This is a genomic window from Christiangramia lutea (assembly GCF_022489035.1).
Lineage (GTDB): Bacteria > Bacteroidota > Bacteroidia > Flavobacteriales > Flavobacteriaceae > Christiangramia > Christiangramia lutea.
The window spans coordinates 14,092-26,078 of sequence record NZ_JAKVTV010000002.1 but is presented as its reverse complement, the minus strand read 5'-3'; the positions used below and the strand labels follow the sequence as shown (position 1 = coordinate 26,078).

The window sequence follows — 11,987 nt, the reverse complement described above, 5'->3', positions numbered from 1 at the left end:
CAATTCTGAATTTTAGTTGTGTGGTAATCTTAGTTGCTCCTTATCCTGCATATATTGCTTCAAGGCCATAAGAGCGGCTAGTTTCGCTTCTTCTTCGGTTTCTTCTTTCAGAGCTTCCGGAGAGTAATATTTCTTTACGAAATGTGTATCGAAATTACCGCTTCTGAAAGCATCATGCTGGAATACAAATTTTCCGAAAGGCAAGGTTGTGCTCACTCCTTCTACGATATAATGATCTATTGCTTTGATCATCATTTGAATGGCTTCTTCCCTGGTCTTACCATAAGTGATCAACTTGGCTAACATGGGATCGTAATAAATAGGGACTTCCATACCTTCTTCAAAACCGTTATCCAGCCTTATCCCCTCTCCTACCGGAACTTCATATTTTTCAAGGGTTCCCGTGCTAGGCATAAAATCTTCCAACGGATCTTCAGCATATACCCTAAGTTCCATGGCGTGGCCTTTAATCTTAAGATCATCTTGAGTAAATGATAGCTCCTCACCTCTGGCAACCAGGATTTGTTGTTCCACAAGGTCTACTCCGGTAATATATTCGGTAACCGGATGTTCCACCTGTAATCTTGTATTCATTTCCAGGAAGTAGAAATTCCTGTTTTCATCAAAAAGGAATTCTACCGTTCCGGCTCCTACATAATCACAGGCTTGGGCAACTTTTACAGCGGCCTCTCCCATTTCTTTCCTTAAATTCTCATCCAGCACTACTGAAGGAGCTTCTTCCACTACTTTCTGGTGCCTACGCTGAATACTGCATTCTCTTTCAAATAAATGCAGATAGTTTCCGTGAGTGTCTGCTAGTACCTGGATTTCGATATGTCTTGGCGAGGCCACGTATTTTTCAATAAACACCGAACCGTCCCCAAAAGCAGATTCTGCCTCACTAATGGCACGTTTCATCTGGTCTTCAAGGTCCTTTTCCTTTTCAACAATACGCATTCCCTTACCTCCACCACCGGCAGAAGCTTTTATAAGAATAGGAAAACCGATATCCCTGGCAATTTTCTTTGCTTTTTCGGTATCGGTGATGGCTTCATCAATTCCAGGAACCATAGGAATATCGTAAGCCTTTACAGCATCCTTAGCTGCCAGCTTACTTCCCATTATTTTAATGGCCTTTGATCCCGGACCTATCCAGGTGATTCCATTTTTCTCTACAGATTCAGCGAATGTAGCATTTTCACTCAGGAACCCATATCCCGGGTGGATACCATCCACATTAAGACTTTTTGCTACTTCTATTATTTTATCACCTTTCAGGTAAGATTCACTGGATGGAGCCTCACCAATACAAACCGCTTCATCGGCAAACTTCACATGTGGCGCATTCCTGTCGGCTGTAGAATAGACAGCTACTGTGTCTATCCCCATTCGTTTTATGGTTTTCATCACTCTTAAAGCAATCTCCCCCCTGTTGGCTACTAATATTTTTTTCATTTTGATGTTTTAATAAGACCTCCAGACTAGGCTTGAGGTTACTTCTCATTAAGTTTAAAATTTAGATTTCGATCTATCGAATACTGGCTTTAAATTACTCCATTTCGATCAAGAGCTCATTCTTCTCTACGGTATCGCTCTTAGCAACGGTAACAGATTTTACTACTCCGTCTCTTGGTGCGGTAAGGGTGTTTTCCATTTTCATGGCTTCCAGTACCAGAAGATAATCTCCTTCTTTTACCTCATCGCCTTCCTTCACATTCACTTCCAGGATAAGACCGGGCATTGGAGCCTTGATATCGTTAATCTGTTGTGAGCTACCCAGGGAAAGCCCCATTTCATCGATTAGCTGATCCAGTTCGTTATTAATCTTTACTGAATAGATGTTCGAGTTGATCTTGATTTCGTAATTCCGGTTAAGGAAATCTGGTTTGAATATTTCCGCAGAAAAAGATCGATTATCTTTTAGAAGATGATAATTCTTTTCTGAAGTTTTTTGTGTGTCCAGCGCAGCTATCTCTTCTTCTGAAAATTCGAATTCCAGAGAGTCGTTTACCTTCACTTTATATTTTTTATCCATAAAAAGCTTTTATATATGGTTATTTTTTAAGCTTGGAGCGTAAATATAGAAAATTTAAGAAGTATGAAGTGTTGCAGAAATCTCAAAATCCTGTTTTAAGTACAATGGATAAGATTGCTTCGCTGTGCTCGCAATGGTTTTCAAAACCTCATTACCAAGGATTGAATTGCCTGAAGCTGTCTCACCAAATATTCAACTCAATATAGTGGGATTGCTTCCCTGCGCTCGCAATGACGTTAGAAATCGATTCGCACGCAATGACCTTGCAAACGTCTCTGCGAAGGAGTGCAACGACTGAAGCAGTCTCATCACAATTGCCAATTCGCATGATGAGATTGCCTTGCTACGCTCGTAATCACAAATAGAAAAATAGCTTACAAAGCTTATATTTATTTAATGAAGAAAGGTTACGTCTATATAATGACCAATAAACATAACTCAGTTCTATACACTGGGGTAACCTCCAATATTCTAAAACGAGTTTATCAGCATAAAACAAAACATTTTCCTGGTAGTTTTAGCTCAAGATACAATTGTTACAAATTAGTGTTTTACACCGATTTCGGTAACATTACGGAAGCCATCGAGTTTGAAAAGAAATTAAAGGCAGGAAACAGGAAAAGAAAAGTAAATATGATCGAATCCCAGAATGTTGAATGGAAAGATCTAGCTAAAGATTGGTTATTTCAATTTTAGAGATTGCTTCCCTGTGCTGGCAATGACTTCGCAAATGTCTCTACGAAGAAGTGCAGCGACTGAAGTAGTCTTATGATTATTTCAACCATGAAAAATGAGATTGCTTCGCTGCGCTCGCAATGACCGTTGGAAAAAAATGAGCTCGCAATGACGAAAAGAAATCAATAAGCTGGCAATAACATTTCGAAATTGATAAGCTAAAAATGAAGAGAAATTCGTCATAAAAAAAACCCGGTGGACAAGCCCGGGTTTTTTCTTTAAATCTTCTAAATCTATTTAAATTCCTTAATAGCTTCGCTCAAGTCATATACCTTGGTACTTTCAAATTGCGCATCCAGGATACTGCTTCCGGCGGCAGATCTATAACCACCGGCACAATGTACCACTACAGGTTTATGTGAAGGGATCTCAGTAGAGTTTTCTCTTAGTTCATTTAGAGGAATAGCGATAGCGCCCTCAAAGATCTTACCCTCGGCTACCTCGCTCTTATTTCGAATGTCTACAATGGTATAATGATCTTTATTCTTTTTAAAGTCTTCAAGATCTAATTCATCAGATCCTTTAGAAACATCTTTAGATAAAGTAAAGATGGCTTTGATCTGTTTTTCGTAACCAATTTTGGCAGTTCTTTCAAGAATTTCCTCTAGGTTATTTACACTATCAAGCACAAGGTAGAATTGTTCTTCAGGCTTGATGATCGCTCCTAACCATGTTTCATATTTATCACTTTCAGAACGGGCCATGATATTGATACTACCAGGCAGGTGTCCTTTTTTAAAGTCAGCCTCATCGCGAGTATCCACAACGGTTACTCCCTTATCTCCTTCAGAAACATTAAGTCTCAATTTATTCGCCCACTTGGTACGCTGAACGTTCTCCGGTCCTGTTTTATTAATATCTACATTGAATCCAAAGTAATGTGGAATAAAAGGCTGATCTTTCAGGATCTCCTCTACGAATTCTTCTTCGGTCTGCTCTTTAAAGGCCCAGTTTCCCTGTCGCTCATTTCCTAAGGTACTGGAAGAAGCATCGCTCATATTCTTTCCGCAAAGAGAACCGGCGCCGTGGGCTGGATAAACCAGGGCATCATCAGGCAGATCATTATATTTATTCTGAATGGTATGATACATTTGCTTGGCAAGATCTACTCTTTTGGCCTTCATATTTCCAGCTTTTTCACGCAGGTCTGGTCTACCTACATTTCCAATGAACAAGGTATCTCCTGTAAATAAAGCTGTATCATCGCCATCTTTAGCAACCACAGTTATACTATCTGGTGAGTGTCCAGGAGTATTAATAGCACTAAAAGTTACTTTCCCAATTTCAAACGAATCTCCATCATCAAATTTTTTATGCGGATAATCTGCTCCAACCAATTCACTTACGTAAATAGTTGCCCCAGTCTCTTCATGGATCTGCATATGGCTACTTACAAAATCGGCGTGAGGATGAGTTTCGAAAACCGCAACGATCTGTGCATTCTGCTCCTCGGCATATCGATAATATTCCATAGGATTTCTCGAAGGGTCTACCAGAGCCATCTTTCCTTCGCTGGCAATAGCATAGGAATAATGTGCTAAAGGCTCGTCTTTGAATTGTTTTATAGTCATTATAATCGGTTTTTATAATTTGCTGGTTCTTGCTTTATTTTTATTCTGAAACGGGAATAAGGTTTGATTTTTAAAATCTTCCGGAAAATCCTCATCTCCGCTAAAGCCCAGTTCAATTTTTTTACCACTCTTCGGAATAAAGGCAGTTCCGAAAAGATAATCCCAGAGACTTAGGCTGAGTCCGAAATTCATTCCATAGGGCCTGTCCTCAGGCAGTTTCTTTGAATGATGCCAAATATGCATTCTCGGATTATTGAAAACATAACCCAATGGACCATAACTCCAACCCAGGTTAGCATGGTTCAAATGCCCCACCAAAACGGCAAACATATGAACTATAAAGAATTCCTTGATTCCGAAACCAATCATAGCCAGTGGAATATACTGCACACTTTTATAAATGATGGTTTCCATAAAATGAAACCTGAATTGTGCCGCAAATCCCATTTCCTTGACGCTATGGTGAATCTTATGAAATTCCCACAGGTAAGGCCTTCTGTGCAATTGGCGGTGAACATTCCACTGGATAAAATCGGCAATTACGAACATGATAAGCAACTGACTCCAAACTGGTAAATTGCCCAACTCTACCGCTACTATATTCTCAATTCCAAAAAGTCCAAGGAAATCATTGAATAATTCAACTCCAACATTACTAAGGGCGTTATAGCCAATTAATGAAAAAAGGAAGAAATTGAACAGGATATAAAAACCATCAAGCCAAAAACCTTTCCTTATTAACTTCTGGTCCTTTCTCCATGGAATCATGATCTCGAGGATCCACACCAAAAGAGATAGCCCTATTAACCAGTAAAAATAACTGGTCCAGGTTGGATGGGTTATTTCATTAACCAGATAATTAAAATATCCGGTAAAGGAATTAGCAATAATATCTAGGTACTTTTCCAAGCTTTTTTAAATTCTGAAAACAAAAATATAAATATAGGAGGGTTAAGGCAGTAACTTTTGTTACAGAATTCAGGAACCATCTTAACAGCTATTAGGCTTCAATGTTATAGTGAGTTAAATGTAGCCACACCTGAATTCATTCTAGTTAAATTTAGAATGCTAAAAAAAGAAAAAATGAGAAAAGATATTTTAAAAGAAAAACTTGGACTTGGCGGTGTAGCTATTGGAAACGGTTTTAAAGTAATGAGCGATAAGGAATCTGAACAGACCCTGGAAGCAGCCTGGGATGCCGGAATAAGATATTATGACACCTCACCGTGGTACGGACTGGGATTGAGCGAAAGAAGATTTGGTCATTTCCTTCATAATCAGAAAAGAGACGATTATATTTTATCCACCAAAGTGGGCCGTGTACTTACGGCTACTGATAAAATCCCGGAAACCATCTGGAACAAGCCGTCTCCTTTCGATTACAGATATGATTATTCTGCGGAAGCGGTAAGAAGGTCTATAGAAGATAGTTTGCAGAGGCTGGGAATTGAAAGAATAGACTATGTTTTTATACATGACCTTTCCCCAGATCATAATGGCGAATATAATGATGGCACAACCTGGCTGGACCATTTTGAAGTAGCCCGAAAAGGTGCGATGCCTGAATTAACCCGAATGCGGGAAGAAGGGCTTATTAAAGGTTGGGGTCTCGGAGTGAATACCATAGAACCTATTATAAAAACCCTGGAAGAGACCGATGCAGATCCAGATTTGTTCCTTTCCGCAATACAATATTCTTTGGTAGATCATAAAAAGTCACTTGACGAACTTTTCCCGGTGATCGAAAAACATGAGGTTGGGCTTATTGCAGCTGCCCCTTTTAATGCAGGATTGCTTTCCGGACATGAACGTTATAATTACGGAGGCGAAATGCCGGATGAGAAAGTAAAAAAACTAAACGGGATCAAAGAGATCGCTAAAAAACATAAAGTTGACCTCAGCACAGCGTCCTTGCAATTTTCTTATGCTCCCCAGGTGGTTAATACGGTTCTTGCAGGAGCCAGTAAACCGGAACAGGTTAGAGAGAACGCCAGGGCCTTTGATGTGAAAATTAAAGAAGAATTCTGGGAAGATCTAAAGAAAGAAAACTTGATTGATCAACGTGCGGAAGTACCTGAATGATTTCTATTGTACTAGAACTCCCTGAGTCTTAGATATCGGTTACGGCCAAAACTCATAAAATAGAACATATAACCAAAAAGAGCCATCATGAGCGTAGCCAGAAAAAGACTGTTTTGATTGAACTTAAAATAGACTCCAAAGTACAGGACCCCTACAAACATCGCTAATGGAAAAAGATATTTTGAGAATATGAATCCTTTAATTTCAACACGTTTAAATTCATTCTGTTTTAGATCTAAATGAATAGGTTCACTTCCACACCAGTCGATTCTTGCTTTTAACTGATAGTTCCCTTCAGGAATTGTGAAGGATAATGTTTGCTTATCCTTAATTTCAGCAAATTTCCTTCCGTTAAGGTAAAGGTCGAAAGACCTCATCTTGTTGGCCCATTCAGAATTTCTTTTAATGATTAGTTTTGGCATTTTTCAGAATCTAATCACCTGTGTAACAAATGTTACACCCAGTTTTTTCACTTTGCAATATCTTGCGCTTGATTGATTGAATAACTGTTTTTCCCTTAGAATAAGGTTTTGCATAATGATGATTTTTAATAGCGCTGGTTTTTACCCTACAAAAACCGGCGTTACTTTTTATAAAAGTCACAGATCTCATTTAATTTCTTCCTATGAATATCTGGTACCACGGCATCACTGGCAGCGAAACCAACCGGAAGCAATAAAAAAGCTCTTTCATTTGCCGGTCTTTCCAGCAATTCTGCTAGAAAGTTCATTGGGCTTGGAGTGTGGGTAAGGGTCACCAATCCGGCGTTATGTATAGCCGAGATCAGCATTCCGCAGGCGATTCCCACAGATTCATTTACATAATAATTTTTTTGTTTTTCCCCATTCTCATCCAGCTCATAGGCTTCCTTAAAAACTACAATCAACCAGGGCGCGATCTCCAAAAATTCCTTATTGGTATCTGTCCCCAATGGTGCCAGATCCTTTAACCAACGTTCACTCATTCGGCTGGAATAATTCTCGATCTCTTCCTTCTCTGCAGCTTCCCGAATCCTGGATTTAAGTTCAGGGTTAGACACCGCACAGAATTTCCAGGGCTGCTTATGAGCTCCGGATGGTGAGGTTCCGGCAGTTTTAATAATGTTTTCAATCACACATTCAGGAACTGCTTTATTAGAAAAATGCCTTACAGACCTGCGTTTATCCATCGCCTGGTAAAAATCCTTTGACCTTTGGATCACCTCAGCTTCAGAAAGAGATTCTCCCTTATATTCTATATGCCTGAAGCCGTTGATCATTTTTTCCTTTGCGGTCATAATTATAAATTCAAATTCGGTTTAAATATATAAAATGCTTTGGAAGGGTTTAAACCCTGGTTAGTTTACCCATTATCTTGATTAGTTTCTTTTTGATTCCGGTAAAGGGTGGATGAAGCATGTCTGAAGCTGCGAACCTTTTTTGATGCATTACGGCTCTTTTTTTGGAAAAGGTTTTGAAACCGTCGAAGCCATGATAATGTCCCATTCCACTGGCTCCCACTCCGCCAAATGGAAGGTTATGTTGTGCCAGGTGATAAACCGTATCATTCAGTGTAACTCCACCAGACAAGGTATTATTTAAAACCCAGTTAATCCTCTTTTCGTTATTATCGAAATAATACAAAGCAAGAGGTTTTGGTTTATCATTTACATAATCCACAGCCTCTTCAATCGTTTCCAAATTTAAAACGGGTAGTATTGGTCCAAAGATCTCTTCCTGCATCAATTCCATATCATTTGATACATTAAAGACAAGCTTAGGGGTAAGTAGAGTGTCTTTCATTGAGGTATTATCGCTAAGTTCAACTATCCTGGCTCCCTTTTCTTCGGCATCTATTAAAATTGAACTTAAACGTTCATAATGATCCTGGTTTATGATATGGCTGTATTGTTCATTTTGGGTGATATTAGGATAAAACCTTGAAACATTCTTTTTTACCTGAAGTTCAAATTTTGCATTTAAGGCTTGGGGAATAATCACATAATCTGGTGCCACACAGGTTTGACCGGCGTTAAATAACTTCCCCGCCATAATACGTTTCGCTGCAATTTCTACTGAAAAGGATTTATGAATAATTGCCGGTGATTTTCCACCGAGCTCCAGGGTAACAGGTGTAAGATTAGGAGCCGCAGCGGCCATAATCAGTTTTCCTATTTTAGTTGAGCCTGTAAAAAATAAATGATCGAACGGAAGAGCTGAAAACTTTTTAGCCAGACTTTCATCTCCAGTTACACAATGAATATATTCCTTTGGAAAATTTGAATTGATGATCTCTTTCAGAACCTCAGCTGAAGCAGGTGCAATTTCAGACGGTTTCAATATTGCGTGATTTCCAGCAGCGATTGCGTCTATCAACGGACTTAAAGTTAAAAGTACCTGATAATTCCATGCTCCCATGATCCCCACCGAACCCAGCGGCTGATATTGGTAATATGCCGTACTTGGCAAGAGAAACCAGGCACCTCTCACATATCTTCTCTTGGTCCAATCTCGAAGATGCTTCAGGGCATGTCTTATTTCATCCTGCAATGGAAAGATCTCCAGGAAAAGGGTTTCTTCCCTTGAACGCAATCCAAAATCCTGGTATACCGCTTCAATAAGTCTGTCTTTATTCTCTTCGATAATTAGAGAAAGCTTTTTTAAACTATCCTTCCGTTTTTCAATATCTGGAGATCCCTTTCTAAAAGCTAGTTTTTGAGCCTCCAATACTGTTTGCAGATTAACCTCGCTCATGTTCTCTTCCTTTAAATTTATCCATAGAGTTATATATTCCGAAGAACTTACCCACGAAAATATCCAGTAAACGTTTGGGAAAGATTCCTTTAACAAATGGCAAAGTGTAAATGATCCACGGAGTTCTTAAAATGATCTTATCCTTTTCGATAGCTTTCATGATCTTATGAGCCACAGTATCGGGTTTTAAAACAGGTACAACCGGTGAGTTCACTCCCTCGAACATTCCTGTATCTATGTAATATGGGGTCACCGTTAAAACCTTTATACCCGTCTTTTCATTTTCCATCTCGATACGCAAAGAATCAGACCAACCGGTCATGGCCCATTTACTGGCACAGTAAACCGACATTTTTGGATTGGAAAGCATACTTGCGGCTGAGGAAATATTCACTATATGTCCGTCGCCTTTTTTAATCATATCAGGTAAAATGGCCAAAGAAAGTTTCATAGGAGCAACAGAATTCACCATCATGTTCCTGTCTACATCCTGAAAAGTATGATCTATGAAATTCTTGCCGGTTACCACGCCGGCATTATTAATAAGAATATCTATGCCAAGGCCAGCTTCAGCAACAATAGCAAGTGAATTCTTAAGGTCGGTTTCTTTGGAAATATCGGTAGGTAAAATCAGGATTTTACATCCCTGAGACTGCAGGCGTTCCCCGGCTTTCTTCAGAGCAATTTCGTCAATATCGAAAATAATGAGATTAGTTGCTCCCCTTTTTATGAATGCCTCTGCCATTAAAAAACCAATTCCCGAGGCACCTCCGGTAATTAATACGTTTTTATCTTTAAATTTCGTCAAGTTCGAAGTTAAGGTTGAGACCTAAAAATAGGATTTTAATAGAATTCCAGGAAAGATTAGTACAACAAGTTGAATAAAAACGCAATTCTATCAGTTGAATTCTGAACAATCTTCAGAAGGCACGTTCACACCTGCCGCCTGTTGATAAACCAATTCTGCCCCCAGATGCCCAACATAAAAAAGCAATAATGAACCAACTATCAAGGTTAAAACCATTAAAAAAGCAAGTATCCTGGTTCTAATTAGTTCAAAATAAAGGCTGATAATTTCAACAATTAAGGCCACCGTAAATATCCAGGCTGTGATATAAGCAAAATTTTCATGATCCTTAAGGACTGTTGGATCGCATAACTGGCGTGATACGATACCGTCTGCAAGGTCACCGGTATAAATAGATATCCAGACACCTATCACTCCGAATATCAACAAGAACCTTCCTCCAAGATCCCAGGTAGTTTTGTAAGACCAGAGACCAATGATCTTAAAGATGGTAGCGAATAAAAGTAAAACTATTGGAAAATGAACGGACAGAGGATGAAACACCTCTGTCCGCCAAAAATCTGGTAATTCTGTCATCTCTATTCCAGAATTTTTACTGAAACAGGATCCAATCTTTTTCCGTTCTTTTCTACTTCAACTTCCACCTTCTGACCTTCCTTAAGTTCAGAAAACTCCACTTCATTTCCATTTCTGGTTAGGCTGGTAGTTTCAGTAAAGTATAATTCCAGCGTTTTATTATCGTTGGTAGTTACATAAATCTCAGTTTTATCGGCTTCCACTTCTTTGATATTCCCCTGGTAAGTTCCAGATTCAACAACATCTGTGCTCTCTCCACAGGCCACAAATAGAAGTATACAGCTAAAAAATAGTCCTTTTAAAATCGATGATCTCATAATGCTTAATATTAAATTAATTTTTCCGGGTGAAAATACCGAAAAATCCAGCCCGAACAAAGCTGACTCAAGTTTTTATAAGTTTCTATATGCTAAACATCTTGTCCCGGAGTCTTACCAGGAATTTTGATCATATTAAAAGATTTCATTAGGTGAAATAATCCTGGGAGTATGATGCCTCCTCCAATGATGAGTGAAATTCCCAATACCTGTATCACCGAATCTGGGGCAGTCTCATCCATCATATTTACATCACCGGTGCTGGTTATAATCAGATCGGGAAAATGAGAATTCACAGCAGCAAATATTACCAGTAGAATCTGGGAACCTGCATAAAACCTGGTAAGAACACTATGCTGTTCTTTAATCGCTTTCCAAAGAGGCAACAACAAAAGAGCTGAAAGGCTAACCGCACTTAAGGAATAACCATTAGAGAGGAATTCCTTTATAAACACCATATCATTCCAAAATCCATAGGCTAGCAATAACCCACCCATAAGTACCACGACAATGGTATAGATCGCAGATTTCTTACTGTATATTTTTCTTATTTCTCCCGAGGTCTCGCCAATGAGTAAGGTAGATGCCAGAAAGGCGCATAAAGCCGCATAGAACAACCCGGTTAAAAAAGTGAATATATTAAACCAGGGTTTCATAAAAATATCTGCGAAACTTACTTCAGCAAAGTCTTCGGTAATAATGATCTCTCCACTAATCAAGGTTCCAAAGCACATACCCAGGAAAATTGGTGTAATAAGACTTGAGATCCTGAACATGCGATTATACCATATTTGCGAAGCTCCCACTACTGCATCATAATGCCTGAAGATAAAGGCTACTCCACGCATGGTGATCCCTAATAGCACCAAGGTAAGCGGAATATGCAGGTAAATAATAATAATATTGAAATAGACCGGAAAGGCGATCCATAAGATGACAATAAGTATTATAAGCCAAATGTGATTTGCCTCCCAAACCGGCCCCATTACTTTATAAACCGTATCGCGATTAAGTTTCCGGTCCTCCCTGGATGAAAAAAGCTCAACGATCCCTGCACCAAAGTCCGCACCACCCAGCAGTACATAAAGGAACAGAGAGAAAAATGTAAAAAACAGTACAACGTAAAGCATA

The 11,987-nt window shown here is 39.1% G+C and carries 13 protein-coding genes; 2 read left to right on the top strand and 11 right to left on the bottom strand.

What is annotated here, in order from left to right; translation table 11 throughout:
- Window positions 1-12 precede the first annotated feature (12 nt).
- Both accC and ML462_RS06400 read right to left on the bottom strand, forming a co-directional pair.
- The gene (accC, locus tag ML462_RS06405) at window positions 13-1,455 is read right to left on the bottom strand and encodes an acetyl-CoA carboxylase biotin carboxylase subunit (RefSeq protein WP_240712954.1); all 1,443 of its coding nucleotides are present in this window, start codon (window positions 1,453-1,455) and stop codon (window positions 13-15) included.
- A 94-nt stretch (window positions 1,456-1,549) separates the two neighbouring features.
- The gene (locus ML462_RS06400) at window positions 1,550-2,035 is read right to left on the bottom strand and encodes an acyl-CoA carboxylase biotin carboxyl carrier protein subunit (protein WP_240712953.1); all 486 of its coding nucleotides are present in this window, start codon (window positions 2,033-2,035) and stop codon (window positions 1,550-1,552) included.
- A 396-nt stretch (window positions 2,036-2,431) separates the two neighbouring features.
- Between ML462_RS06400 and ML462_RS06395 the strand changes: the two genes are divergently transcribed.
- A complete protein-coding gene (locus tag ML462_RS06395; RefSeq protein WP_240712952.1) occupies window positions 2,432-2,731 on the top strand; it encodes a GIY-YIG nuclease family protein in 300 nt (99 codons plus the stop codon).
- Window positions 2,732-3,003: 272 nt separating this feature from the next.
- Here ML462_RS06395 and ML462_RS06390 read toward each other — a convergent pair whose 3' ends face one another.
- Complete coding sequence (locus tag ML462_RS06390; protein WP_240712951.1) at window positions 3,004-4,341, bottom strand: MBL fold metallo-hydrolase; 1,338 nt, start codon at window positions 4,339-4,341, stop codon at window positions 3,004-3,006.
- Between the two features lie 12 nt (window positions 4,342-4,353).
- Window positions 4,354-5,250: a sterol desaturase family protein gene (locus ML462_RS06385; RefSeq protein ID WP_240712950.1), complete on the bottom strand. Its 897-nt coding sequence runs from the start codon at window positions 5,248-5,250 to the stop codon at window positions 4,354-4,356.
- 174 nt (window positions 5,251-5,424) lie between these two features.
- Here ML462_RS06385 and ML462_RS06380 point away from each other — a divergent pair, with 174 nt between their 5' ends.
- Window positions 5,425-6,423 (top strand): aldo/keto reductase, encoded by a 999-nt coding sequence (locus ML462_RS06380; RefSeq protein WP_240712949.1) that lies wholly within the window; start codon window positions 5,425-5,427, stop codon window positions 6,421-6,423.
- Window positions 6,424-6,434: 11 nt separating this feature from the next.
- Here ML462_RS06380 and ML462_RS06375 read toward each other — a convergent pair whose 3' ends face one another.
- From ML462_RS06375 to ML462_RS06345, 7 genes are all read right to left on the bottom strand, one after another.
- Window positions 6,435-6,845, bottom strand: a complete 411-nt coding sequence (locus tag ML462_RS06375) for a hypothetical protein (protein ID WP_240712948.1) — start codon at window positions 6,843-6,845, stop codon at window positions 6,435-6,437.
- 161 nt (window positions 6,846-7,006) lie between these two features.
- Window positions 7,007-7,699: a nitroreductase family protein gene (locus ML462_RS06370; protein WP_240712947.1), complete on the bottom strand. Its 693-nt coding sequence runs from the start codon at window positions 7,697-7,699 to the stop codon at window positions 7,007-7,009.
- A 49-nt stretch (window positions 7,700-7,748) separates the two neighbouring features.
- The gene (locus ML462_RS06365) at window positions 7,749-9,155 is read right to left on the bottom strand and encodes a coniferyl aldehyde dehydrogenase (protein ID WP_240712946.1); all 1,407 of its coding nucleotides are present in this window, start codon (window positions 9,153-9,155) and stop codon (window positions 7,749-7,751) included.
- On the bottom strand, window positions 9,142-9,963 hold the full coding sequence (locus ML462_RS06360; RefSeq protein ID WP_240712945.1) for an SDR family oxidoreductase: 822 nt from the start codon (window positions 9,961-9,963) through the stop codon (window positions 9,142-9,144). The genes ML462_RS06365 and ML462_RS06360 overlap by 14 nt, the downstream gene beginning before the upstream one ends.
- 90 nt (window positions 9,964-10,053) lie before the next feature.
- The gene (locus ML462_RS06355; protein WP_240712944.1) at window positions 10,054-10,539 is read right to left on the bottom strand and encodes a DUF2231 domain-containing protein; all 486 of its coding nucleotides are present in this window, start codon (window positions 10,537-10,539) and stop codon (window positions 10,054-10,056) included.
- A 2-nt stretch (window positions 10,540-10,541) separates the two neighbouring features.
- Complete coding sequence (locus ML462_RS06350; protein ID WP_240712943.1) at window positions 10,542-10,856, bottom strand: hypothetical protein; 315 nt, start codon at window positions 10,854-10,856, stop codon at window positions 10,542-10,544.
- A gap of 92 nt (window positions 10,857-10,948) precedes the next feature.
- Complete coding sequence (locus tag ML462_RS06345) at window positions 10,949-11,986, bottom strand: cytochrome d ubiquinol oxidase subunit II (RefSeq protein WP_240712942.1); 1,038 nt, start codon at window positions 11,984-11,986, stop codon at window positions 10,949-10,951.
- Window position 11,987: the final 1 nt, after the last annotated feature.